At 71.3% G+C, this 22,993-nt stretch carries 20 protein-coding genes and 1 tRNA gene; 10 read left to right on the top strand and 11 right to left on the bottom strand.

Features of this window, described 5'->3' with window-relative positions:
* Positions 1 to 2: 2 nt before the first annotated feature.
* On the bottom strand, positions 3 to 746 hold the full coding sequence (locus ACWEVP_RS18225) for an aspartate racemase/maleate isomerase family protein (RefSeq protein ID WP_452063695.1): 744 nt from the start codon (positions 744 to 746) through the stop codon (positions 3 to 5).
* 122 nt (positions 747 to 868) lie between these two features.
* Here ACWEVP_RS18225 and ACWEVP_RS18220 point away from each other — a divergent pair, with 122 nt between their 5' ends.
* Positions 869 to 1,303 (top strand): DoxX family protein, encoded by a 435-nt coding sequence (locus ACWEVP_RS18220; protein WP_452063694.1) that lies wholly within the window; start codon positions 869 to 871, stop codon positions 1,301 to 1,303.
* 19 nt (positions 1,304 to 1,322) lie between these two features.
* Here the strand turns inward: ACWEVP_RS18220 and ACWEVP_RS18215 are convergent, their stop codons facing one another.
* The 5 genes from ACWEVP_RS18215 to ACWEVP_RS18195 form a co-directional block, all read right to left on the bottom strand.
* The gene (locus ACWEVP_RS18215) at positions 1,323 to 1,925 is read right to left on the bottom strand and encodes a GTP-binding protein (RefSeq protein ID WP_004561734.1); all 603 of its coding nucleotides are present in this window, start codon (positions 1,923 to 1,925) and stop codon (positions 1,323 to 1,325) included.
* Positions 1,906 to 2,277 (bottom strand): DUF742 domain-containing protein, encoded by a 372-nt coding sequence (locus ACWEVP_RS18210; protein ID WP_072476759.1) that lies wholly within the window; start codon positions 2,275 to 2,277, stop codon positions 1,906 to 1,908. The genes ACWEVP_RS18215 and ACWEVP_RS18210 overlap by 20 nt, the downstream gene beginning before the upstream one ends.
* The gene (locus tag ACWEVP_RS18205; RefSeq protein WP_072476758.1) at positions 2,274 to 2,687 is read right to left on the bottom strand and encodes a roadblock/LC7 domain-containing protein; all 414 of its coding nucleotides are present in this window, start codon (positions 2,685 to 2,687) and stop codon (positions 2,274 to 2,276) included. The genes ACWEVP_RS18210 and ACWEVP_RS18205 overlap by 4 nt, the downstream gene beginning before the upstream one ends.
* Positions 2,687 to 5,200 carry a sensor histidine kinase gene (locus ACWEVP_RS18200; protein WP_452063693.1) on the bottom strand — a complete coding sequence of 838 codons (2,514 nt, stop codon included), beginning with the start codon at positions 5,198 to 5,200 and terminating at the stop codon, positions 2,687 to 2,689. Before ACWEVP_RS18200 ends, ACWEVP_RS18205 begins: the two co-directional genes overlap by 1 nt.
* Positions 5,201 to 5,798: 598 nt before the next feature.
* On the bottom strand, positions 5,799 to 6,455 hold the full coding sequence (locus tag ACWEVP_RS18195; RefSeq protein WP_452063692.1) for a transcriptional regulator: 657 nt from the start codon (positions 6,453 to 6,455) through the stop codon (positions 5,799 to 5,801).
* Between the two features lie 192 nt (positions 6,456 to 6,647).
* Here ACWEVP_RS18195 and ACWEVP_RS18190 point away from each other — a divergent pair, with 192 nt between their 5' ends.
* Positions 6,648 to 8,504 (top strand): AMP-dependent synthetase/ligase, encoded by a 1,857-nt coding sequence (locus tag ACWEVP_RS18190; protein WP_452063691.1) that lies wholly within the window; start codon positions 6,648 to 6,650, stop codon positions 8,502 to 8,504.
* On the opposite strand, the gene ACWEVP_RS18185 is transcribed toward ACWEVP_RS18190, so the two are convergent.
* On the bottom strand, positions 8,501 to 9,400 hold the full coding sequence (locus ACWEVP_RS18185; RefSeq protein ID WP_452063690.1) for an SDR family NAD(P)-dependent oxidoreductase: 900 nt from the start codon (positions 9,398 to 9,400) through the stop codon (positions 8,501 to 8,503). The two genes, ACWEVP_RS18190 and ACWEVP_RS18185, sit on opposite strands and share 4 nt — an antisense overlap.
* Before the next feature lie 383 nt (positions 9,401 to 9,783).
* Between ACWEVP_RS18185 and ACWEVP_RS18180 the strand changes: the two genes are divergently transcribed.
* Both ACWEVP_RS18180 and ACWEVP_RS18175 read left to right on the top strand, forming a co-directional pair.
* The gene (locus tag ACWEVP_RS18180) at positions 9,784 to 10,998 is read left to right on the top strand and encodes an MFS transporter (RefSeq protein ID WP_452063689.1); all 1,215 of its coding nucleotides are present in this window, start codon (positions 9,784 to 9,786) and stop codon (positions 10,996 to 10,998) included.
* 311 nt (positions 10,999 to 11,309) lie between these two features.
* Positions 11,310 to 12,749, top strand: coding sequence for a diguanylate cyclase (locus ACWEVP_RS18175; protein ID WP_452063688.1), 1,440 nt, complete (start codon positions 11,310 to 11,312; stop codon positions 12,747 to 12,749).
* 21 nt (positions 12,750 to 12,770) lie between these two features.
* Here ACWEVP_RS18175 and ACWEVP_RS18170 read toward each other — a convergent pair whose 3' ends face one another.
* A complete protein-coding gene (locus tag ACWEVP_RS18170) occupies positions 12,771 to 13,652 on the bottom strand; it encodes a hypothetical protein (protein WP_452063687.1) in 882 nt (293 codons plus the stop codon).
* Positions 13,653 to 13,814: 162 nt separating this feature from the next.
* On the opposite strand from ACWEVP_RS18170, the gene ACWEVP_RS18165 reads away from it, so the two are divergent.
* The 3 genes from ACWEVP_RS18165 to ACWEVP_RS18155 all read left to right on the top strand — a co-directional run bounded on the left by ACWEVP_RS18165 (position 13,815) and on the right by ACWEVP_RS18155 (position 18,484).
* Positions 13,815 to 15,968 (top strand): phospholipase A2, encoded by a 2,154-nt coding sequence (locus tag ACWEVP_RS18165; RefSeq protein ID WP_452063686.1) that lies wholly within the window; start codon positions 13,815 to 13,817, stop codon positions 15,966 to 15,968.
* A gap of 143 nt (positions 15,969 to 16,111) precedes the next feature.
* The gene (locus ACWEVP_RS18160) at positions 16,112 to 17,773 is read left to right on the top strand and encodes an LCP family protein (RefSeq protein ID WP_452063685.1); all 1,662 of its coding nucleotides are present in this window, start codon (positions 16,112 to 16,114) and stop codon (positions 17,771 to 17,773) included.
* Positions 17,774 to 18,013: 240 nt separating this feature from the next.
* Positions 18,014 to 18,484: a helix-turn-helix domain-containing protein gene (locus ACWEVP_RS18155; RefSeq protein ID WP_452063684.1), complete on the top strand. Its 471-nt coding sequence runs from the start codon at positions 18,014 to 18,016 to the stop codon at positions 18,482 to 18,484.
* A 49-nt stretch (positions 18,485 to 18,533) separates the two neighbouring features.
* Here ACWEVP_RS18155 and ACWEVP_RS18150 read toward each other — a convergent pair whose 3' ends face one another.
* Positions 18,534 to 19,991: a flavin-containing monooxygenase gene (locus ACWEVP_RS18150; protein WP_452063683.1), complete on the bottom strand. Its 1,458-nt coding sequence runs from the start codon at positions 19,989 to 19,991 to the stop codon at positions 18,534 to 18,536.
* 114 nt (positions 19,992 to 20,105) lie between these two features.
* On the opposite strand from ACWEVP_RS18150, the gene ACWEVP_RS18145 reads away from it, so the two are divergent.
* Together ACWEVP_RS18145 and ACWEVP_RS18140 are read left to right on the top strand one after the other, a co-directional pair.
* Positions 20,106 to 20,663: a TetR/AcrR family transcriptional regulator gene (locus ACWEVP_RS18145; protein WP_452064001.1), complete on the top strand. Its 558-nt coding sequence runs from the start codon at positions 20,106 to 20,108 to the stop codon at positions 20,661 to 20,663.
* Between the two features lie 205 nt (positions 20,664 to 20,868).
* The gene (locus ACWEVP_RS18140) at positions 20,869 to 21,282 is read left to right on the top strand and encodes a hypothetical protein (RefSeq protein WP_452063682.1); all 414 of its coding nucleotides are present in this window, start codon (positions 20,869 to 20,871) and stop codon (positions 21,280 to 21,282) included.
* Positions 21,283 to 21,288: 6 nt separating this feature from the next.
* On the opposite strand, the gene ACWEVP_RS18135 is transcribed toward ACWEVP_RS18140, so the two are convergent.
* On the bottom strand, positions 21,289 to 21,510 hold the full coding sequence (locus ACWEVP_RS18135; RefSeq protein ID WP_086679911.1) for a DUF3618 domain-containing protein: 222 nt from the start codon (positions 21,508 to 21,510) through the stop codon (positions 21,289 to 21,291).
* A gap of 97 nt (positions 21,511 to 21,607) precedes the next feature.
* Between ACWEVP_RS18135 and ACWEVP_RS18130 the strand changes: the two genes are divergently transcribed.
* Positions 21,608 to 21,681, top strand: a tRNA-Leu gene (locus tag ACWEVP_RS18130).
* A gap of 454 nt (positions 21,682 to 22,135) precedes the next feature.
* Here the strand turns inward: ACWEVP_RS18130 and ACWEVP_RS18125 are convergent.
* Positions 22,136 to 22,987, bottom strand: coding sequence for an NAD(P)H-binding protein (locus ACWEVP_RS18125; protein ID WP_452063681.1), 852 nt, complete (start codon positions 22,985 to 22,987; stop codon positions 22,136 to 22,138).
* Positions 22,988 to 22,993 lie beyond the last annotated feature (6 nt).

The raw sequence follows: 22,993 nt of genomic DNA, 5'->3' as shown, positions 1-22,993 counted from the left end.
AGTCAACCGCATGCGGCCGCCCGGCCGAACAGGACACCGGCGTTCGGCGCGCCGGGTCGACGGCCCAGGACGTCGTAGGCGGCCCAGACGCTGACCTGGGTGGCGGTCAGGACCGGACGGCCGGCGGCGTCGTCGAGCCGGTCGGCGATCGCGGCGGTGTGCAGCGCGGTCTCCGGCAGGACCACGGCCTGGGCCCCGTCGTGCCGGCAGGACCGGACCAGCGCTTCGATCCGGTCGCCGGTCCACCCGGCGAGCTCGCGGTCGGAGGACGCGTCGGCGTCGACGCGGGCGACGGTGGCCGCGCCGGCCTCGGCGAGGCGCCGGACGAAGTGCTCACTGGCCGAGGGGTGGTAGACCGAGGCCAGGGCCACCCTGGTCAGCCCGAGCCGCCGCACGGCGTGCTGGAACGCCGAAGTCGTGCTGACGACCGGCAGCCCGGTCAGCCGCCGCAGCGTGCGGAGCTGCCGGCCGACGCCGTGCTCGCCGTGCAGGAAACTGGCGCTGGTCACGGCGAAGATCGCCGCGTCGAACCCGTCGAGCGCCGGGATGACCCGTTCGAGGTGGGCGTCCGAACCCAGCTCGCGGACCGCGGCGTAGGTCTGCTCGGTGCCGAGCGCGGACAGGTCGCCCACGCCTTCCGGCCAGGGGAAGTGGACCGGGACGACCCGGGCCGGCGGGTCACAGCGCGCGGCGAGGTCGACGAAGTCGTCCTCGGCGGCGTCGGGCGTCGGGTAGAGCAGCGCCAAGCGGATCATCTTGGCGGGTACCCACGCGGCCGAAAAAACTTTTCGCGGGGTTGTCGATCCGGGGGGAAGCCACTCGACGCGTAGGCAGAAGGCAAGGAAGAACCCAGGGAAGGAACCCCGAAATGACCACCACCACCGCCCGCGAGACCCAGACCAGCACCGCCGCCAAGGCCACCCCGGTCACCGGCATCGTCGTCGGCGCGAGCCGGATCGTGATCTCGTTCCTGTTCGGCTTCCACGGTCTGCAGGGATTCGGCTTCTTCGGTGGCATCGACGGCCAGGGCGGCGGCGTCCCGTTCGGCTCGTTCCCCGGCTGGTGGGGCAGCGTCATCGAGCTCGTCGGCGCGCTGCTGCTGCTCGTCGGGCTCGCCAGCAGGCCGGCCGCGATCCTGCTCTCCGGCGTGATGGCCTACGCCTACTTCACCGTGCACGCCCCGATGGGCCTGCTGCCGCTGCAGAACATGGGCGAGCCCGCCGCGGTCTACTCGTGGATCTTCCTGCTGTTCGCCGCGATCGGCCCGGGCCGGTTCGCGCTCGACCGCCTGATCAAGCGCTGACCGGGGACGCGCGGCCCGGCTAGTAGCCGCCCTGGGCGGCCGCGAGGTCGGACCGCGCCATCACGTGTTCCATCAAGCTGGTCAGCACCTGCTTCGTCGACTCGCGCTCGCGGGCGTCGCACAGCAGCAGCGGGACGTCCATGCCGACGTCGAGCGCCTGCCGGACCTCCTCGGTGCCGTAGCGGTACGCGCCGTCGAAGCAGTTCACGCCGACGACGAACGGCAGGTTGCGGCGCTCGAAGAAGTCGACCGCCGCGAAGCAGCTGTCCAGCCGGCGGGTGTCGGCCAGCACGACGGCGCCGAGCGCGCCCTCCGCCAGCTCGTCCCACATGAACCAGAACCGGTCCTGCCCGGGGGTGCCGAACAGGTACAGGATCAGGTCCGGGTTGATCGTGATGCGGCCGAAGTCGAGCGCGACCGTCGTCGTGGTCTTCTGCTCGACGCCCGAGAGGTCGTCGACCCCCTCGGACGCGGTCGTGATGACCTCTTCGGTCCGCAGCGGCGGCACTTCGCTCACCGAGCCGACCATCGTGGTCTTGCCGACCCCGAACCCGCCGGCGATGAGTACCTTGACCGCGGTCGCGGTCAGGTTCCGCCGGGGGTCAGAGTTTCCGGATGCCATCAAGGACCGCCTGCAATACGTGTCGGTTGGGGGTTTCCTGGACCGGTGCCGCGGTACGGAACAGCACCAGGTTCTGCTCGATGAGGTCGCTGAGCATCACCTTGACCACCGGCAGCGGCAGGTCGACGCGGGCGGCGACCTCGGCCACCGAGACCGGCCGCTGGCACAGGGCGATGATGCGCGCGTACTCCGGTTCGAGCATGCCCGCTTCGTGCGCCGTGCGCAGCGCGACGACGAGCGTGATGAGGTCGAGCCCGAGCGTGTCCGACCGCGTGCGGCCGCCCGTGACCGCGTAGGACCGGACCAGGGGGCCGGCCTCGTCGTCGAACCAGGCTTCGTGCCGTCCGCTCATGGCGACGTGGGCTGGACGCCGGCGCCGGTCCGCGGGGCCGAAGTGAGCACCTGGCCGACTCGCTTCACCATCAGGTTCATCTCGTACGCGACGAGCCCCATGTCCGCGTCTTCGCGGGCCAGGAGCGCGAGGCACGCGCCCCGGCCGGCCGCCGTCACGAACAGGAACGCGTGGTCCATCTCGACCATCGTCTGGCGGACGTTGCCGCCGCCGAAGTGCCGGCCGGTCCCGCGGGCGAGGCTCTGGAACGCCGAGGCCACCGCCGACAGGTGCTCGGCGTCCTCCTCGGACAGGTTGCCCGACCGCCCGATGAGCAGGCCGTCCGAGGACAGGACCACCGCGCGGTCCGCCCCGGCGACCCGCTTGACGAGGTCGTCCAGCAGCCAGTCGAGCTCACTGACGTTGGCCATTAGTCGCGCTCTCCGTACCTGTCGTCGTTCTCAGCCGGTTCTTCGTCACGGGCCCGGCGGGTGCCCTGCTGGAAGGCGGACAGCCGGCTGCGGGCGGCTTCCGGCGAGTCCAGCCTGACCTCTTCGCGTTCCTGTGCGGGCCTATCTTCCCGCAACTGCGGCACGAGGTTCTGCTGGCGTCGCCGTTGCGGCAGCGGCGGCCGGCCCGGGGCCTCCGGGCGGTGCGGCTGCTGCGGCCGGCCTTCGGGCATCGCGGGTCGCGGCTCCGACGGCGGCCACACCGGCTGCTGCGCGGCCGGACGGGCCGGGCGAGCCGGGCGCGAGGTCCGGGCGGGCGGCGCGGCCGGGCGCGCCGGGGCGATCGGCTGCGCCTGCGTCGGCTGGCTGACCGGCTCCGACACCGACCCCACGGACACCGGCGTCGGCGCGGACGGCGGCTGCGCCGGGGCCGGCGGCGCGACGGGCACGACCGGCTCCGGCTGGGTCACCGGGGCGGGCGGCGCGGGCGGCTCGGTGCGGTGCCGGGCCGCCGGGCGGCGGACCGGCCGGCGCAGCGGCGCGACCTCGTCGTTGCCGGACTCCGGCTCGACCGGGTTCGGGACGAGCTCCGGCTTCGGCGGGGTGATCGGCTGCTCCGGCTCGGACTCGGCGAGCGGGGCGAGCAGGTCGGTGCGCACCAGCACGATCGCCCGGGTGCCGCCGTAGGCCGACTCGCGCAGGTGCACCTGGATGCCGTGGCGGGCGGCCAGCCGCGCGACCACGAACAGGCCGAGGCGCGGCTCGTCCGACAGCGCCATGATCCCGAAGTCCGGCGGGTCGGCCAGCATCGCGTTGATCTCTTCGGTCTGGTCCGGCTCGAGCCCGAGGCCCTGGTCCTCGACCTCGATCACGACGCCCTTGCCGACCACGTTGCCGCGCACCTCGACCCGCGACTGCGGGGGCGAGAACGATGTCGCGTTGTCGATCAGCTCGGCGAGCAGGTGCACGAGGTCGCCGACGACCGGGCCACGGATGGCGATCTGCGGCAGCGCGGCCGTCTTGACCCGCGCGAAGTCCTCGGTCTCGGCGGACGCGCCGCGGACCAGCTCGGCCAGCCCGACCGGGTTGCGCCACTGCCGGCCCGGCTGCCCGCCGCCGAGAATGATGAGGTTCTCGGCGTTGCGGCGGGCGCGGGTGGAGAGGTGGTCCAGCTGGAACAGCGTGTCCAGCTGCTCCGGGTCCTCCTGCTTGCGCTCGGCCTGGTCGAGCACCTTGAGCTGGCGGTGCACGATGACCTGGCTGCGGTGGGCGATGTTGAGGAACACCGTCTTGGTGCCCTCCTTGGTCTTCGCCTCGTCGATGGCGGCCGCGATGGCGGTCTGCTGCGCCTTGTTGAACGCGTCGGCGACCTGGCCGATCTCGTCGGTGCCGTGGTCGAGGAAGTGCCCGCCCTCTTCGAGGTCGACGGGCTCGCCCGCCTGGACGCGGGCGACCAGCTCGGGCAGCCGGACCTCGGCCGCGTCGAGGGTGTCCTCGCGCAGCCGGTGCAGGCGGCCGATCAGCCGGTTCGACAGCCGGACGGCGACGAACACCACGAAGACCGCGAACAGGACCGCGACCACACCGGCGATCAGCGACTCGGTGAACGTCGAGTCGGCGTCGTCGATCGCGGCCTGGCTCGCGTTCGAGCTCTGCGCCACGAAGATGCCCATCAGGGCGTCGCCGACCTGGCGGGCGGCGGTGCGCCACTGGTCCTGCGCCACCGGCAGCTTCGACAGGTCACCGCGCAGGAAAGCGGTTTCGACCTGGGTGACCGTCTGCCACGGCTGGCTGGCCAGCAGCTGGTCGTACTTCGCCTTGACGTCGGGGATCATCTTCGGCGCCGACGCGTCGAGCTGCGCGTGGTAGGCACCGACCTGGCCGACGTAGGTGCGGAACTCGTCGTTGCCGAGGCCGCCGGCGGCCAGCCCGGCCGCGGCGAGGGCGTCACTGCGCTGCATCTGGTCCGCCGCGGTGAACAGCGGGATGGCGGTCAGCCGGTCGAACGCGTTCTGCGCGCCGCGGGCGTTCTGCGCCAGCCCGGCGACACCGTCGGTGAACTGGTCGATGATCTTGTTGTAGTAGGTGAACGCCTGCAGCATCTGGATCTGGCCGCCGTCGACCGCCTGGCGGGTCTGCGGCAGCTGCTGGAACAGGCCGAAGAACGTGGCGATGTTCTTCTGGACGCTCGGCGGCGTCCCGTCGTAGTCGGCGAAGTTGTCGCGGAGGTTCTCGATCTCCTTGGCGGCGGTCGCGTCGACCTTCGGCCGGATGGCCGCGAGCACGGCGCGCTGGTTGCCCTGGCCGGCCAGGAGGCTCAGCGTCGCCTGGCGCTCCTGCTGGAGCGCGGCGAAGAACGGGATCGCCGGGGCTTCCGAGTTCCGGATCTTGGTCGTGTAGTCGCGCGCGGTGACCGCGTCGTAGATGAGGTAGCCCGCGAGGGCCACACCGACGAGCAGCAGGGCCACACTGGGGATGAGCGCGATCGTGAGCACGCGCTTCCGAATCGAGGATCCCCGGTTGCGTCGAAGAGAAATCTGCTTCACCTGGGTCCGTTTTCCTTCCGGCAGTACATGGTTTCGGGTCGCCCGAGGTGGTCAACACCCGGATTCCGACCAGCCGGATCAACATCACCGTGGTCTGCTTCGCCCGCGACGACGGTATGCAGCCGCTCAGGGCGCGTCAAGTCCGTGGCGAGAACGTGATCTTGGAACGGTGACCCGTCCACACTTGCTGCCTGCGCTTGGAAAGTCCACCACCGAAAGTCGTGACGTTCGTCCCAGGCCCACTTCCGTTCCACCGCTTGGGTGCAGGCTCTTCGGTGGTGCGATCGACCCAACGGCTCCGCCGGGACCCGCTACGTACGGAAGCGCCGGATGGTTCGGTGAGAAAGGTCACGGGCCTGCCACGGCGACCGGTACCGGGTCCATCGTCCGGGGTTCACGGTCTCCGCAAAGCGGAATTGCGCGGCATTCGACACCATCGCCGCGGATTCACCGGACGGCCTGCCGAAATTCCCGCCATTCCGCATTCGCGGTGGTTCGACCACCGCGCGTGGCACCCGCACGGGGCCTGGAACCGGTTCCGCGACCCTCAGCCCGGGAACTCGTCGGCGAGGGTGTTCCAGAACTGCAGTTCGTAGCTCTGGAACAGCCGGGCGTAGAGGTGGGCTTCGCGTTCGTCGAGCCGGCGAGCGTCGATCCCGGCCTGGATCGCGGCCAGCGCTTGTTCCTCGATTTCCGGAACGTCCGCGGCGAAAAAGTCGAAGAACGCGCATGCGTCGTCGCCGAAGCCGTAGTGCCGGCGCATGCCCTCGGCGACGTCCCGGCAGTACCGGCCGAAGGCGGCGAAGTTCGCGAAGATCCCCGCCGCGGTCGCCGAAGACTCGCCGTTCAGCGCGAGCCACGCGACGTACGCGGGGTAGGCCTGGCAGCCCGCGCGCGGCCGTTCCTTCCCGTGGTCCGGACCAGCCGCCGCGATCAACGCGTCGAGCATCGCGTTCGCCTGCTGCTCCCCCGGGGCGAGGCCGCCGAAGAAGGTGCGCGCCTTCGGCTCGTCGGCTCGGGCCGCGAGCGCGTGGAAGCTGCGCCAGTCGGAAAGCGTGATCCGCTTCTCCTCCGCGGCGAGCGCGGCGAACACCGCGCGCGGTGCGCGGCCCGCGGTGATCAGCGGGACCAGCCGGTTGTCCTCGTCGCGCGGCGCGAGCTCCGCCTGGATTTCGTCGAGCAGTTTCCGAGCCGACCTCGTCATCGCTTCCCCCCAGCGCTCCCCTCCATTGAACCGGAGTTCGCGCGCCACCGCTCGTGTGCACTGTGGACAGTCGTGGGGAGCTGACCGCGAAAGCCGGTGTGAAGGGGACGTTTGGCGTGGCCGCGATTCTCTATCCACCCGGCCGGGGAGCCAATACAGTGTGGGCCATCTTCAGCACCGAGGAGGCCAGCGTTGACCACCCCGTCCGTCGCCGAGCAGACCGAAGGCCTGACGATCCCGCGGCTGCTGCACCGCAACGCGGTCGACTACCCGGACCTGCCGGCGATCACCTCGCTCGACACCGAAGGCAAGCCGACGCTCAGCTGGCTGGAGTTCCGGACCGCGATCGCGGAGGTCTCGCGCGGCCTCGCCGGCCTCGGCCTCGCCGCCGGCGACCGGATGCTGATCATGGCACCCGGCTGCCCGGACCACATCATCGCCGACCTCGCCGCGACGCACCTGTCCGCGATCCCGTGCACCGCCTACGCCACGCTCAGCCCGGACCAGATCCGGTTCGTCGCGCGGCACAGCGCGGCGCCGGTCGTCGTGCTCGGCGGGGAGACCGAGCTGGCGCGCTGGCGGCAGGTGCTCGACGACCTCCCGGCCCTGCGCCACATCGTCGTGATGGACGCGGCGGCGATCCCCGAGGGCGATGAGCGCTTCCACTCCTTCGCCGACGTGCGCGACCGGGGCCGGGAAGCGCTCGCCGCCGACCCCGGGGCGTTCGAGGCCTCCTGGCAGGAGATCAAGCCGGACGACCCGCTGTCGATGATCTACACCTCCGGCACGACCGGCGACCCCAAGGGCGTCGTGCTCTCGCACCGCAACGCGATCCACCAGGCGTACGCGGTGACCGAGCTGCACCACCCGCCGATGCACGCGTCGAACATCGCCTACCTGCCGCTCGCGCACATCGCCGAGCGCGAGCTGTCGATCTACCTGCCGATCGTGTGGGCCGGGCACGTGCACACGCTCGCCGACCCCGCCGGCGTCGTCGGCGCGCTGGGCCAGGTGCACCCGGAGAGCTTCTTCGGCGTCCCGCGCGTGTGGGAGAAGATGGTCGCCGGGCTGAAGAACATGCTCGGCGGCGTACCCGAGGACAAGCGCACCGCGCTCCTGCAGGCGAACGAGCTGCTGCAGCAGGGCTACAAGCTGCGCAGCGCCGGGCAGCCGGTGCCCGAGGAGCTGGCCGAGAAGATCCGGCAGACCGACGAGACCGCGCTCGCGCCGATCCGCGCGCTGCTCGGGCTGGACAAGGTGCTCGTCGCCTCCAGCGGCGCGGCCGCGCTGCCGGTGGAGATCATCTACTTCCTGGCCGGCCTCGGCGTCGAGATCTGCGAGGTCTGGGGCCTGTCCGAGACGACCGGCGCGGCGACGTCGAACTCCGGCGAGTCCTTCCGCGCGGGCACCGTCGGCAAGCCCCTCGCCGACGTCGAGGTGAAGGTCGCCGAGGACGGCGAGCTGCTGGTGCGCGGCCCGATCGTCTTCCTCGGCTACCTCCAGGAGGACGGGACGATCGCCGACGCCACCGACGCCGACGGCTGGTACGCCACCGGCGACATCGGCACGATCGACGAAGACGGCTTCGTGACGATCACCGACCGCAAGAAGGAACTGATCATCACCTCCAGCGGCAAGAACATCGCCCCCACCCGGGTCGAAGGCCTGCTCAAGGAGCACCCGCTGATCGGCCAGGCGGTCGCGATCGGCGACGACCGGCCGTACGTGACGGCGCTGATCGTGCTCGACGACGAGATCGCCCCCGGCTGGGCCGCGGCGAACGGCGTCGAAGCGGCACCGGAGGAGCTCGCCGACCACCCGGCGGTGCGGGCCGAGCTGGAGCGCGCGGTCGAGTCGGCGAACAGCAGGCTGGCCCGGATCGAGCAGATCAAGCGCTACCACGTGCTCCCGAAGGCGTGGACGCCCGAGTCCGGCGAGCTGACCCCGACGCTCAAGCTCAAGCGCCGGGTCATCAACGACCGCTACTCGGCCGACATCGAAGCCCTGTACGCGGCGGCCCGCGACCCCGAGCCGGCCGCGGGTTCCTAGGCGGTGCGCGGCGAGGTCGTCTCCGTCCACTTGCGCAGCCGCGGCGGGACGCGCTTTTCCAGGCCGTAGTTCTCCAGGTGGGCGGAGAAGACCTCGTCGAACGCCTTCTGCACCGTCTCGGTGTCCCACACCGGGCGCTCGAGGATCGGCTGCTTGAGGAACGGCTGGCCCATGACGTGCAGCTGCGGCCCGTTGCACCGGATCATCTGGCCGGTGATGCCGTGCGAGCCCTCGCCGAGCAGGAACAGCACGACCGGCGCGATCCGGTCCGGCGTGCGGTCCGGCGGGCACGCGCGCAGCGAGCGTTCGGACTTCCACACCATCCGCGTGTGCGCGAGCGGGCAGACGGCGTTGACGCGGATGCCCTGCTCTTCGAGGTCGAGCGCCCAGGAGTAGGTCAGCGACGCGACCGCGCCCTTGCTCGCCGCGTACACGCCGAGCTTGCGCTGCCCCAGCGACGCCCCCGAGGAGATGTTGACGATCGAGCCGACGGTGCCGGCGTCGACCATCGCCTTGATCGCGGCCAGGCCGGTGTTCACCACGCCCATGACGTTGACCTGCACGAGCTCGCGCGCCTGCTCGGCGTCGTCCTCCCAGGGCAGCGCCTCGTAGTTCAGGCCGGCGTTGTTCACCAGCCCGTCGATCCCGCCGAACTCCTTGACGCAGAGGTCGACGATCTCCTGCGCCTCCCCGGCCTCGGCCACGCTGTGCCCGCTGGCCACGGCGCGGCCGCCGTGCGCGCGGATGTTCTCCGCCGTGCGTTCGGCCAGCTCGACGTCGACGTCGTTGACGACCACCGCCCCGCCCGCCCGCGCGACGTGCACCGCGAACGCCTCGCCAAGGCCACGGCCGGCGCCGGTCACCACGACCGCCTTGCCCTGCATCAACCCGTCCATCGTCGTCTCCCCGCTCTGCGGCGCGCCGCCATTGGCGCGGTCCGTCCACCCCGGCCGGCTCTGCGTCCAGTCTTGGCCCATTCGGTCCAGTGGGGCATCGTCGCGACGACGAGCGGCCGCCGCTCTGCGCCGAGCGAATCCGGTTCGATCAGCCCGGAGGTACCCGCGAGCCGGTCACGGCCAATCACCGGACCCCGGGGGCGGCGTAACCCGATCGGCTCCGAAGGGACCAGTGCCGCGCGTTCCGGGGACACCCGCGCGTAATCGGCGGCATACTGTTAGTGCTTCCGGGAGGACGGGTGTGACTCCCCCGGACGGGGTCGTCACACGCGAGGCACAATGCGGACGATCCATTCACTCGATCGGGGGACGGTGGTTACGAGGTGACGACGCGCGCGACTCCCCGGCTCCGGGCCGTCCTGGCCAACCGCGAGTTCCGCGCGCTGTGGTTCGCCGAAACGCAGTCGATGCTCGGCGACCAGCTGACCATCGTCGCGCTGGCCATCCTGATCTTCGACCGGACCGGGTCGCCGCTGCTGTCGGCCGTGGTCTACGCGCTGACGTTCCTGCCCGCGCTCGCCGGCGGGCTCGGGTTGTCCCAGCTCGCCGACCGGTTCCCGCGGCGCGCGGTGCTGGTGACCGGCTCGCTCGCCCAGGCCGTGCTGATCGGGCTGATGGCCCTGCCCGGGATGCCGATGGGCTGGCTGTTCGTCCTCTTCGTCTTCGCCCGGCTGGCGAACGCGCCGGGCAACGCGGCGCAGAACGCGCTCGGCCGCGAGATCTTCGGCGACGACGACGTCTACCTGCAGAGCCAGGACCTGCGCGGGATCACGAACAACACCGCGATGCTGGCCGGCCTCGCCGCCGGCGGCCTGCTGGTGACCGGCGTCGGCACGTCGTGGGCGCTGGCGATCGACGCGCTGACGTTCCTGGTCGCCGCCGTCGCCGTGCGGCTGGCGGTGCTGCGGCGACCGGCCGCGGGAGACGGCGCCGCCCCGTGGTTCGGCGCCGTCCGGCAGGTTTTCGGCGACGAACGGCTGCGGGTGCTGCTCTACCTGTCGTGGCTCGTCGGCCTGGCGGTGATCCCGGAGGGCCTCGCCGCACCGCTCGCCGCGCAGCTGGGCGCGGGCGAGGAGGCGGTGGGCTGGCTGCTGGCGGCCGATCCGCTCGGCTTCGTCGTCGGGACGTTCCTGCTGTCGCGGTTCGTCTCGACGGAGCACCGGCGCCGGCTGCTGGGGGTGCTGGCCGCGCTGCCGCTGGCCGCGCTCGCGGCGTTCGCGCTGCGGCCGAACCTCGCGGTCGCGCTGGTCCTGCTCGCGCTGGCCGGCGCGACGGGCGCGTACGTCATCACGGTGTCGGCCACGTTCATCACGTGGGTGCCGAACGACATCCGGGGCAGCGCCGGCGGGCTCTACCGGACCGGGCTGCGGGTGGCCCAGGGTGTGGGCGTCGGCATCGGCGGGCTCGTGGCCCAGTGGCTCGGGTCCGCGGACACGACGATCGCGCTCGCGGGGGCGGTGGGTCTGCTGCTGGCGGTGCCGGTCGCGTTGTCCTGGCGCCGCGTCGGCGGCGCGGAACCGGAACCGCGGCTGTCATGAGCGGGACGGATCACCAGTCACGGTTGGCCATCGGGTGCCACCTCTCTGTGCTGCCAAGATCATGAATGGCATTCGCGGACTACACGGGCGACAATTCGCGGATGGTTCACCAGTCGCGGTTGCTCATGGGGGACACCTCCATGCGGGGACAGTCTCGCGGGAATTTTCGCGCCGCGTTCCCGGCAGTTCATCCGGGGCCTTGGCGAGTCCGTTGCTGTGGGATGGTACCCGGCCGCGGAATGCGTGAACACTCTGCCAGGTACCGATGAGATTACTCAAGACGGCGACTAGGCTGGAAAGGAGGTGACCAATTGCATCCAGGACCGGACGGCGGCCCGGGCGCGCCGGACGAGCCGGGCGCGGCGGAGCCGGCGCGGCGGGGAGCCACCGCGGAACAGGGCGTGACCACGGACGGGACCGCGACCACGACGGGTGATCCACTCGCGACCGTCCGAACCGGCCACGCCTACCGCCCGCGCAACTGGGCGTTGTGGCGCCGCCGGCCGGCGCAGGTCGCCTTCATGCTCGTGGCCGAAGCCGTCGCGGCCGCCATTCTCGTCGTCGCGTTCGCCCGCTCGCCGATTCCGTCCGGAAACGACTGGATCAATTTCGCGATTCTGGCGGCCGGGGCGACGGTGCACATTCAGCTGACCCAGCGCCAGGAAGAGCGTCGGCGCAACCGCGCGAATACGGTGCTGATCGACCTCACCGCAGTGTGGACGTTTTCCGCGGCGATGATACTGCCGGTACCGCTGACGCTTTCCGTCATCGCCGTGATCCGGGCGCAGCACTGGTTCATCGCGCGCCGCCCGGCCCACAACTTCGTTTTCTCGTCCATTACGCACGGCCTCGCCGGCACGCTCGCGCACCTGACGTACACGGCGCTGGGGCCGCACCCGCTGGGCACCGCGGGCTGGGGCGGCTTCCTCCGCGAGTTCGGCACCATCGCCGTCACCGGCGCGATCTACGAGTCGATCCAGATCGTGTACGTGGGCGGGGTCCTGCTGCTCGGATCGCCCGCGGGGCGCAGTGTCCGTAACGTCCTGGGCAGCCCGGCCGACAACATGCTCGAAGCGATCACCATCGGCCTCGGCGCGGTGACCGCGATCCTGCTCGACGCCGTCCCGCCGATGGTGGCGGTGATGGCCGTGGTCACCGTGGTCTTCAATCGGCTCGCGGAACTCGACCAGCTCCAGAACGACGTCCGGACGGACCCGAAAACCGGGATTCTCAACATGCGCGGCTGGTCGGAGTCGGCCGAGCGGGCACTCGAACGCACCGCTCGATCGGGTGATCAACTGGCACTGCTGATGGTCGATCTCGACCACTTCAAGTGGATTAACGACACCTATGGCCATCCGGCGGGTGACGACGTCCTCCGCACGGTTGCGCAAACCCTCGACGAAGTGACGAGGCCGAGCGACTTGGTCGGCCGTTTCGGCGGCGAGGAATTCCTCATTCTGCTCCCCGACATCGACGAAGAGTCGACGTGGGACGCGGCGGAACGCATACGTGTCGCGATTGCCAAGTTGCATATCGTGACAACGGACAAGCGGGGCGATCCGGCCACGATCGCCGACCGGACGACCTCGATCGGGGTAGCCCGCCACCCCCGCCACGGAGACACGCTGGAGCGGCTGCTGCAGTCTGCGGACGCGGCGGTGTACCTGGCGAAAGAAAACGGCCGTGACCAGGTGTGCTTCGCCCCGGACACCCCGGGCGGCGGCCTCCCGGCGCGCGCCGGGGAGTAGACCCGGCCCGCTCGTGCGTGGTCAGGAGGCCGGCCAGCTGGCCAGCCGGACCGTGAGTTCGCGCTTCACCAGCACCTCGGCCGACGTCCCCCGCGCCGACTCCAGCCGCAGGCTCTCGCCCCGGTACCCCGCCGACTCCAGCCGGAGCACCTTCGCCCCCGGTGCCGGGCGCGGGTGACACCAGTGGCGCACCACCCCCGTGCCCTCCGGGTCCTTCCGCAGGATCAGGTACTCGTGCCCCCGGTCGTCGGTCACCCGGCCGAGGCCGTTCCACCACAGCGCCCGCAGCGCGAGGGCCTCGCCGTCGCCGACCAGCTCGACCGGGGCATCGGCCCGGACGTCGACCCGGAACCCGCCGTCCCCCACCCGCAGCGACCGGGCCTCGAGGAACCCCGACCCGCGGCCGTCGAACGCCACGGCCTCGCCGGCCACCTCCGCCCGCGGCAGCAGCGCCGCCACCGTCAGCTCCGCCGCGAACCGCCCGTCCGCGGGGTCCGGGACCAGCGGGGTCCCGCTCAGCTCGTCGGCCAGCAGCCGCGTGCCCGTGGCCGACGCCCAGCCCAGCGCCGCCGCCCGCAACCCCGGCTCCGCCCGGACCCGCGCCAGCAGCTCACCGCACCGCCGCCCGCTGAACCGGGCCGCCCGGACCAGCCGGGCCGCCTCCGGGGCGTCCGAGCCGAACAACCCCGTCATCGCCCGGTCGAGCGCCCGCGCCTGCGCGGCCAGCACCACCCGCACCACCGGCCCCGGCCGCGCCGAAGCCAGCGCCGCCGGCGAACACGAACGCAACGCCCGCGCCAGCACCCGGAGGTCCGGGGAGGACGGCGAGCGCAACGCCGCACCAGGAGCGAGCCGGCGCAACGCGCACACCGTGTTTTCCACGGGCACCACAAGCGAGCCCACCGCACGCCCTCCCGGTCGCCGCACCCCCGTCCGTCATTCTCGCGGGTCCGGGCCGGTCGCGGTACGTAAGAAGGGGCAGCCCCGAGCGCCACCCGATCGGGCAGCCGGATGCCGGGGGTTATCCCCGTGTCGCCCTCCGGACGGGGCTGGCACCCTGGGACCATGCCAGCCGCGATCCAGCCGCCGCGTGTCCGCCGACCCTGGTCGACGTCCGGCTGGCTGCTGCTGGTCCTGCTGGTCGTCTTCGCGTTCGGCCTGATCGCCTCGCGCCCGCCGTCGCCGCCGGACCAGGGCCCGCCCACCGGCGACGTCCTGGCCGCGCAGAACGCCATCGAGGCGCTCGTCCATCCCGGCCCGCACCCCGACGCGCTCGCGCGGCTGCCGAAGGACTTCACCGCGCTCAGCGGTGTCACGCCCGGCGCGATGCCGGCCCGCGACGGCACCGTCCGCGCGGTGCACACCGACGGCGGCTGCTCGACGCCGTGGGGCGACGACAACACGAAGTGGGACTACGCCGTCCCGTGCAAGGCACACGACCTCGGCTACGACCTGCTGCGCTACGCCGACCGCAAGGGCCACCCGCTCGGCCCCGAGGTCCGCGAAGCACTCGACAACCAGCTTTCCCACGACATGCACCACGCCTGCGACCTGAACCCGGTGAACTCGGCGGGCACCTGCCGGGTCGTCGCGACGCTCTACTCGGCGGGCCTGGTCGTCAACTCGTGGCACCAGCGCTGGGGCCCGCCGGTCGGCGACCCGATCGGCCCGATGGTCGCCGGCGTGCTCGTGATCGCCTGCCTGCTGGTGTTCCGGCTGCGCGGCTGGCTGCGCGCCCGGCGCGAGCCGCGGGTGCCGGCACCCGCCGTCACCCCCGCCGAAGTCAGCCGGTGGGCACTGCTCGGCGCGGGCGGGGTCGTCCTGCTGCTCGTCGGCGAGTCGGTGACGGCGCTCGCGCAGTGGGCGGGCGCGCCCGAGGCGTCCGTCTGGCCGCTGACCTGGCTCGCCCAGCTCGCCCCGCTGATCTTCTTCGCCGGCGGCCACGCCAACGCGGCCGGCTGGCGCGCCGAACAGGACCACGGCGGCGGCTACCGCCACTTCCTCGCCGAACGCGCGAGCCCGCTGCTGCGGCCGGCGTTGATCTTCGCCGTCGTCGCCCTCCTGACGCCGCTCGCGCTCGAGCTCCTCGGCATCCCGGCCGGGACGACGGCGACGGTCATGCGGATCGCGCTGCACCCGCTGTGGCTGCTCGGGGTCTACCTCCTGACGATCGTCTGCGCGCCGCCGCTGCTGGCCCTGCACCGCCGGGCCCCGGTGAGCGCGGCGGCCGGGCTGCTCGCGGTGGTCGTCGCCGGAGAAGCGACGGCGAACTGGCTCGGCTCGCCCCTGCCCCGCTTCGCGGCGACGTTCGCCCTCGCGCTGCTCGCCCAGCAACTCGCCTTCGCGCACGCCGACGGCGTACGCCCGGCACGACGGCTGCTCGCCGCGGCCGCCGCCACCGGGGCCGCGGGCCTCGCCGTGGCGAGTGTCCTGCGCACCGGGCCACCCGTCCTGCTCGGCAGCCCGGGCGCCCCGGCCGCGTTGTCGGCCCCGCCGTGGGGCGTGCTGCTGCTCGGCCTGGTCCAGCTCGGCGTGCTCGGGCTCGTGGCCGGCCCGCTGACCCGGCTCGGCGACCGGCCCCGTGTCGCCGCCGCCTGCCGGTTCGTCCTGCGCGCGCCGATGAGCCTCTACCTGGCGTTCCTCGCCGGCATGCTGCTGCTGGTCGCCGTCGTCTACCTCCCCGGCCGGATCGCCGACGGCCTGAGCTGGCTGGTCCGGCCGCGCACGCTGGTCGCGGTCGGGCTGCTCGCGGTGCCCGCGACCCTGGTCTTCTGGTGGTTCGAGCGGCACGCCCACGGCGTCCGGCGGCCCCGCGCGGCCGAGCTGCCGGGCCGCCGGGCGGTCGTCCTGACGCGGGCCGCGGCCGCGTTCGGCATCGGCTACGCGACGCTCGGCGTGTTCGGCTTCGCGCTGACCCGCTTCGGCGGGGTGGCCGCCGACGCCGACCTCCTGGGCCTGCGACTCGACCCGATCCAGAGCCTGGTGCACCTGCTGCTCGGGGTGTTCCTGCTGCACACGATCCGGCTCGGGGCCGGCGCGGCGACCGGGACCTGGCTCACCACCGCGCTCGCCTGCGCGCCCTCGCTGCTGTTCGCCGACGGCAGCGGCACGTCCGAGCTCCTCGGCGTCACGCTCCACGCGGCGACGGCCGGGTTCGCCCTGCTCGCGGCCGCGGGCACCCTGCTGCCGGCCCGCAGACCGGCAAATGCGACGTCCTGACCAGGCGTAACCCGCTCGGATGCGGGAAACTGGGTGGTGCGTGCCACATTCACAGGGGGATGTGTAACGCTACGGCAACCAGGTGAGGGCACCATGCGTCCCAACCCCAGGACCACCGATCGAAGCAGTGAGGAGTCGCCCGCGTGGATCACCCGCCTCGGAACGGGCAAGGCGGCCGCCGCCCCGCCCGGCCCTGGCAGGACGAGCCAGGCCGGCGCGGCACCCCGCCGCCCCGCCGCCCCGCGCCCCGCCGTGAACCGGTGGACGCGCGCCGGAGCGCTCCGCCTGCCCGCCGGCCCCAGCCGAAGCCGGCCCCGCGCGCCCGCCGCAACTCCTTCCGCGGCGCGAAGATCGCGCTGGCCGTCGTGTCCCTGCTGGTGATGGGCCTGACCGGGTACGCGTGGGCGGCCATGCAGGGCCTGGTGAACGGGCTGAACTACGCGAACGTGATCAGCGACGGCGGTGGCGGCGACAAGCCCGCCGACGGCGCCCGCGACATCCTGCTGGTCGGCCTGGACAGCCGCACCGACGCCCAGGGCAACCCGCTTTCGCGCGAGGTGCTCGACGAGCTGCGCGCCGGCGACTCCGACGGCGAGCTCAACACCGACTCGCTGATCTTCGTGCACATCCCGAACGACGGCAGCAAGGCCGTCGCGATCTCGCTGCCCCGCGACACCTACGTCGACATCCCCGGCGGCTACGGCAAGCACAAGATCAACTCCGCGTACGCCCGCGCGATGCTGTCGGCCCGCAAGGACCTGCAGAAGCAGGGCGTCACCGACCCGAAGGAGCTCGACGTCAAGGCCAACCAGGCCGGGGCGAAGGAGCTCATCGAGACCGTCGAGAAGCTCACCGGGTCCACCATCGACAACTACGCCGCGGTCAACCTGCTCGGCTTCAGCGACATCACCAAGGCCATCGGCGGCGTCGACGTCTGCCTCAACAACAACGTCAAGGACCAGTACTCCGGCGCGGACTTCACCAAGGGCCAGCACACCATTTCCGGCGTGCAGGCGCTCGAGTTCGTCCGGCAGCGCCACGGCCTGCCCAACGGCGACCTCGACCGGGTCGTCCGCCAGCAGGTGTTCATGGCGGGCATGGCCCGCAAGGTGCTCTCGGCGGGCACGCTGACCAACCCGTCGAAGCTCTCCGACCTGATCGACGCCATCAAGAAGTCGGTCGTGCTCAACCAGAACTGGGACATCTTCGGGTTCGCCCAGCAGATGAAGGGCCTGACCGGCGGCCAGCTCGAGTTCCGCACGATCCCGGTGAAGAACGTCGAGTACAAGACACCCGAGGACGGCGTCGCCATCCAGGTCGACCCGGCCGAGGTGAAGCAGTTCGTGCAGGGTCTCGCCGGGCCGCAGCCGGGCGCCACGACGCCGCCGGCGCAGCAGGCCGACCCCGCGAACAAGGCGACCACGGTCGACGTGCGCAACGCCTCCGGCAAGACCGGCCTGGCCGCGAGCGTCGCCAAGACGCTGGAGAGCAAGGGCTTCACCTCCGGCGACACGGCGAACGCGACCGCGCGCAAGACCACGGTGATCTGGGTGCCGAAGGGCGGCAAGGACAAGGGTCAGGCCGTGGCCGACGCCCTCGGCGGCTCGCCGACGATCCAGGAGGACAAGAGCGTCCAGGCGGGCCACGTGATGGTGTTCCTCGGCGCCGACTTCGAGGGCACCACCTCGAACGCGAGCGCCGGGTCCGGCGCCGCCGCGGGCGCGACGTCGCAGGCCCCGGCTCCCCCGCCGGTCGCCGACGAGGACAAGCCGATCACCGCCGAAGGTGTCCCCTGCGTCAACTGAAAGACGGCTGGTAACCGCGTCTTTACTGCGATTTTCGTAGTGTGCATCCTGCAAGTTGCACAATGAGCTACCTCCCGTTAACCCGTTCGGCCTAACTCGCGCAATCGGTATCAAAGACATGCCCGAAATCGCGTAAGGGCTGGGCTCCCGCGCACTTACATACACGTGAGGGTGCACCTGCACGGGAAAGTTGTCACCACCGTGCAAGTGCCGTGGGAGAGCACGGCAGGGGACATTGATGTGCTGATCGACGCTGAGGAGTATCAGCGGATTCTCGGAGACGAGCTCCGCAAGCTCAGGCGCAGCCGCGGGTGGACGCGCAAGGAGCTGAACCAGCACCTGCAGAGCGAGATTTCGCTGCAGACGCTGGCCACCTACGAACTGGGCACCAGACAGTGCTCGGTGGTGCGCCTGGTCGAGCTGTGCGTCGCGATGGACGAACTGCCCCAGGACCTGCTGGCCAAGGTGCACCGCCGGGTGTTCGTCGACGAGCCCGGCCGGGTCCGCGTCGACCTGCGCAAGGTCGTCGCCGACGCCTCCGACGACCTGCTGCCGCTGCGCCGCTGGGCCGAGGACCGGCTGCACCAGGCCGGCGAGCACGGGGCCGGCGAGGTCGCCCTCGACCTGCCGGCACTGGAGCGCATGGCGGAGCTGTGCGGGCTGCCGACCGTGGACCTGATCGCCCGCCTGCGCCGCTACGCCTCCCGCTGATCCCCGCGGTCCCCACCGGCCTCCTCCGCCGGTGGGGACCGCGCCCGGATCAGCCGACGAGGAAGTCCTCGCGCCGCACCTTGCGCGTGTCCAGCCAGTAGCGCCAGGTGAAGCCCGGCCAGATCGTCCGGTTGACGCCCTTCGCGTCGAGGTACCAGCTCTTGCAGCCGCCGCGCGTCCAGATGCCCTTCGCGAGCTTGCGCTGGATCGCGGTGTTGAACCGCTCCTGCACCTCGGGCTTGGGCTCGATCGCCTGGCCACGGGCCAGCCGCAGCGCCTCGGCGACGTAGGAGATCTGGGCCTCGATCATGAACACGACCGAGTTGTGCCCGAGCCCGGTGTTCGGGCCGAGCAGGAAGAACAGGTTCGGGAAGCCGGCGACGGTGATCCCGAGGTGCGTCCGCATCCCCTCGGTCGCCCACTCCTTGCCGAGGTTGCGCCCGTCGCGGCCGACGATCTCCAGGTCGTCGAAGGCGTCGGTGACGTGGAAGCCGGTGCCGTAGACGATGACGTCGGCCTCGTGCTCGACCCCCGCGGCGTCGACGACGGAGTGCTCGCGGACCTCGCGCACGCCGTCGGTCACGACGTCGACGTTGTCCCTGGCCAGCGCCGGGTAGTAGTCGTTGGAGATGAGCACGCGCTTGCAGCCCATGGTGTAGTCCGGGGTGACCTTGCGCCGCAGCGCCGGGTCGGTGATCGCGCGGTCGATGTTGCGCTTGGCCAGCCGCTGCCCCAGCTTCATCACCCACGACTGGCCGTTGAAGCCGATCGCGCGCGCTTCGAGCAGCCAGTAGAGCAGGTTGCGGTAGGCACGCTGAGCCGGCGGGAACGCCTTGAACAGCGCGCGGGTGCGCCCGGACATCTCGTGGTCGGCCTTCGGCATGATCCACGGCGGGGTGCGCTGGAACAGCGTCAGCTCCTCGACCTCGGGCGCGATCTTCGGCACGAACTGGACCGCGCTGGCGCCGGTGCCGATCACGGCGACCTTCTTGCCCTTCAGGTCGACGTCGTGGCGCCACCGCGCGGAGTGGTAAGCCGGGCCCTCGAACTTCTCGATGCCGGGCAGCTCCGGGATCATCGGCAGGTGCAGGGCGCCGACCCCGGCGACCAGCGCGTTGCCGGTGAACTCGTCGCCGCCCCTCGTGGCGACGTGCCAGCGGTTCTCGTCCGCGTCCCAGCGGGCCCCGGTCATCTCCTGGCCGAAGCGGATGAACCGGCGCAGATCGTGCTTGTCGGCCACCTCGCGCATGTACCGCCAGATCTCCGGCTGCGGCGAGTACGCCCGCGACCAGCCCGGGTTCTGCTCGAAGGAGAACGAGTACATGTGCGACGGGATGTCGCAGGCGCACCCGGGGTAGCTGTTGTCCCGCCACGTGCCACCGACGTCGTGCGCCTTTTCGAGGATGACGAAGTCGTCGCGCCCCTCCTTGCGCAGCTGGATCGCCATGCCAAGACCGGAGAACCCGGTCCCGACGATGACGACCCCGGTCTCCGTGCGGTTGCCCATCGCGCCTCCCGGCTGCCTGTTACTCGTCGTCCAGCTTACTCGGAGTAGGTTACTAGCGGTAGAGTGTCACCCGTGACCACCGCGAAGCGCAAGCGCATGCCCCGAGCCGAGCGAATGCGGCAGATGGTCGAGGTCGCCGAAGAAGTGTTTTCGGCACGCGGCTACGCGGCGGCGTCCATGGACGAGATCGCCGAACTGGTCGGCGTCTCCAAGCCGATGCTCTACGAGTACTTCAACTCCAAAGAAGGCCTGCTCCTGGCCTGCATCCGCGAGTCACGGTCAGTCCTGCGCGAGGTCACCGAGCAAGCAACGGTCGGCGCCGCCACCGCCGAGGAAGCCCTGCGCCGCGGCCTCCTGGCCTTCTTCGTCTTCATCCGCGAGCGCCGCCAAGCCTGGTCACTGCTACGCCACGAGATGGCCCTGATCGGCACCCCCGCCGCCGACGAAGTCGAGGAAACCCGCCGCCAGCAGACCGACCTCATCGCCGCACTGATGAGCGGCCACTTCGACAACGGCGACGACCTGAGAGCCGAAGCAGCCGCGGAATTCGTGGTCGGAGCCTGCGAACGGCTCGCGATCTGGTGCGAGCGACACGACGAAGTGAGCCCCCAGCTGGCCACCGAATACGCCATGGACGTGCTGTGGAGCGGCCTCCAACACCGTGCACGGTAGTTTGCAAGTGCATTAGGCCATTCGGTCGTTACTCAGCGCTGTCGTGTCCTGTGACACAGAGTTGCTCTACGGTATCCAGGACACGGTAGAAAGTGATGCCGGATTTTTACAGCCGAGAGGGGGCGCGAGTACCGCGTCATGGGAATGCGGTAGCCGCGTCACGGTTGTGTAAAGCATGCTGGAGAGGGAGAGGGGCGTGAGACACATGGTCGAAGCGATCACGGCGACATACACCCAAGAAGACGCCGACTGGGCAATCACGGTCAGCGGCCGAGGCAAAGAACTCACCGCGCGAGCACCCGGCATCATCGCCGCACGCGACCGCGCCGACCAACTGGTCGAACAACTCGGCGGCGACGGCAAAACCACCGTCGTCCACCTGCTCAACGGCAGCGCGTTCGAGTTCACCCAGGCCTACATGACCGCCCGGCTCACCCTCCCCAAACTGCCCCCGCTCGAGATCCCGCCACCCGGCAGCGTCCCCAAGCAGCAGAAAGCCACTTCGGACAAGAAGCCGGCCCTCCCCCCGAGCAAACAGCTCCCCCAAGCCGTCGAGGAAAGCAAGCCGGCAGCCGAGCCCGCCCAAGCCGAGAAAACAGCCGAGCAGGCCCGCGCCTGACGAGCCCTACTTGAGCAGCTTGCGCACCAACAAGACCACCACGAGGATCCCGCCACCGATCAAGGGATACTTGACCTTCGGGTTATCCAGCTTCGCACGCACCCCACGCTGCGCCGCATCCGCGAGCTTCTTGGGGTCCGCCTTGACGGTCAGCTGATCAAGCGTCGCCGCCAACGCAGTCCTGGCCTGCTCGATCTCACGCTCGATCGTCTCCGGATCGCGAGCCACATGTCCTCCTCGCCGCTGCAACATCCACGCCCAACCTAGTCGACGCCCCCACCACAACCACACCGGCCACGCCGCACGCTACGCTTCCCACTGCTGCGGGCCCGTAGCCCAATTGGCAGAGGCACATGGTTTAGGTCCATGCCAGTGAGAGTTCGAGTCTCTCCGGGCCCACGTTCCGCTTCCTTGCTCGTCGCTTCGCTCCTTCGCGGGCTTCACTTCGTCGTTTCTTCTGGGGGTGCAACCCCCAGACCCCGCCCGGCGGGCTTCGCCCCCGGACCCCCTTCTCGGGGCTTCGCCCCGGGCCCCTCCCCGGGCCCCTCCCCGGGGGCTTCGCCCCTGGACCCCGCTCGTCGCGGCTTCGCCCCGGGCCCCCTCCCGGGGCTGCGCCCCCGGACCCCACCCCTCGGGGCTTCGCCCGCGGACCCCACCCCTGGGGCTGCGCCCCTCGACCCCGCCCCTCGCAGCTTCACCCCGAGCCCCCTCCCGGGGCTTCGCCCCTGGACCCCGCTCCTCACGGCTTCGCCCCGGGCCCCTCTCCGGGGCTTCGCCCCTCGACCCCGCCCCTCACGGCTTCGCCCCGGGCCCCCTCCTGGGGCTTCGCCCCCGGACCCCGCGCCTCGTGTGGTCAGCTTTCGGGTGTCGGCCGCCAGATTTCCCTGGCGTATGCCTCTGGTGTTCGTGGGCTTCTTCCCGTCAGGTTCTCGAAGTCGCTCGTTACCGGCGTGAAGACCCCTGCCCTCACCAGCGTGAACAGGTGCAGCATGTGGTTCACCCATGCCTCCGGGCGGCCTGACTTCGCGAAATGCCTGCGGTGCTCCTCCGGTGTTGCGTCTCGGTGGTGGATGGGGCGGCCCGATGCCTTCGCCAGCAGGGCTGCCACCTCCGCGAACGTCAGCTGCTCCGGGCCCGTGATCGTGTACGCGCGGCCTTCGTGGCCCTTCTCCGTCAAGACCGTTGCCGCCGCTTCTGCCAGGTCTCTCGCGTCCGTGAAACTCACTCTGCTGTTGCCGGCTCCCGCGTACAGCTCGTTCGTCTCGCGCAACGCCCTAGCGAACACCCACTCGTCCTCGTCGAAGTTCTGCAAGAACCAGCTCGGGCGCAAGATCGTCCACTCCTTGCCCGCCTCCTGCACCGCCAGCTCCACCGCCCGGCGCGGTGCGCTGTCCGGCGTCTTGTCGACCCCCACCGCCGACATCAGCACCACCCTTGTCACCGGGCTCGCCTCCGCCAGGAACCCCGACATGATCGACGCCGCCTCGTCGTCGCTGTCCAGACCCTTCAGGAACACCGCCTTCGCGTCGCCCAGTGCCGGGGCCCACGTCGACCCGTCGTACCAGTCGAACCGGACCGGTGTCACCGAGCTCGTCCCTTCGCCTGGGTGGCGGCTCGCCGCCCGGACCGGGACACCCGCCGTCGTCAGCGCCGCCACCACTCGCCTGCCCGCCTTGCCCGTCGCACCCTCGATCCACACCGTCATGGCTTC

It is taken from the genome of Amycolatopsis sp. NPDC003865 (assembly GCF_053605345.1).
Note: the sequence above shows the minus strand (reverse complement) of the source record. Positions and strands in the feature narration are given on the sequence as shown.

What these genes read in the sequence shown, in the direction of transcription:
- ACWEVP_RS18220 (WP_452063694.1), top strand. Translation starts at nt 869, where the DNA reads ATGACCACCACCACCGCCCGCGAGACCCAGACCAGCACCGCCGCCAAG.
- ACWEVP_RS18215 (WP_004561734.1), bottom strand. Translation starts at nt 1,925, where the DNA reads ATGGCATCCGGAAACTCTGACCCCCGGCGGAACCTGACCGCGACCGCG.
- ACWEVP_RS18210 (WP_072476759.1), bottom strand. Translation starts at nt 2,277, where the DNA reads ATGAGCGGACGGCACGAAGCCTGGTTCGACGACGAGGCCGGCCCCCTG.
- ACWEVP_RS18205 (WP_072476758.1), bottom strand. Translation starts at nt 2,687, where the DNA reads ATGGCCAACGTCAGTGAGCTCGACTGGCTGCTGGACGACCTCGTCAAG.
- ACWEVP_RS18195 (WP_452063692.1), bottom strand. Translation starts at nt 6,455, where the DNA reads ATGACGAGGTCGGCTCGGAAACTGCTCGACGAAATCCAGGCGGAGCTC.
- ACWEVP_RS18185 (WP_452063690.1), bottom strand. Translation starts at nt 9,400, where the DNA reads ATGGACGGGTTGATGCAGGGCAAGGCGGTCGTGGTGACCGGCGCCGGC.
- ACWEVP_RS18165 (WP_452063686.1), top strand. Translation starts at nt 13,815, where the DNA reads ATGCCAGCCGCGATCCAGCCGCCGCGTGTCCGCCGACCCTGGTCGACG.
- ACWEVP_RS18150 (WP_452063683.1), bottom strand. Translation starts at nt 19,991, where the DNA reads ATGGGCAACCGCACGGAGACCGGGGTCGTCATCGTCGGGACCGGGTTC.
- ACWEVP_RS18145 (WP_452064001.1), top strand. Translation starts at nt 20,106, where the DNA reads ATGCGGCAGATGGTCGAGGTCGCCGAAGAAGTGTTTTCGGCACGCGGC.
- ACWEVP_RS18140 (WP_452063682.1), top strand. Translation starts at nt 20,869, where the DNA reads ATGGTCGAAGCGATCACGGCGACATACACCCAAGAAGACGCCGACTGG.
- ACWEVP_RS18125 (WP_452063681.1), bottom strand. Translation starts at nt 22,987, where the DNA reads ATGACGGTGTGGATCGAGGGTGCGACGGGCAAGGCGGGCAGGCGAGTG.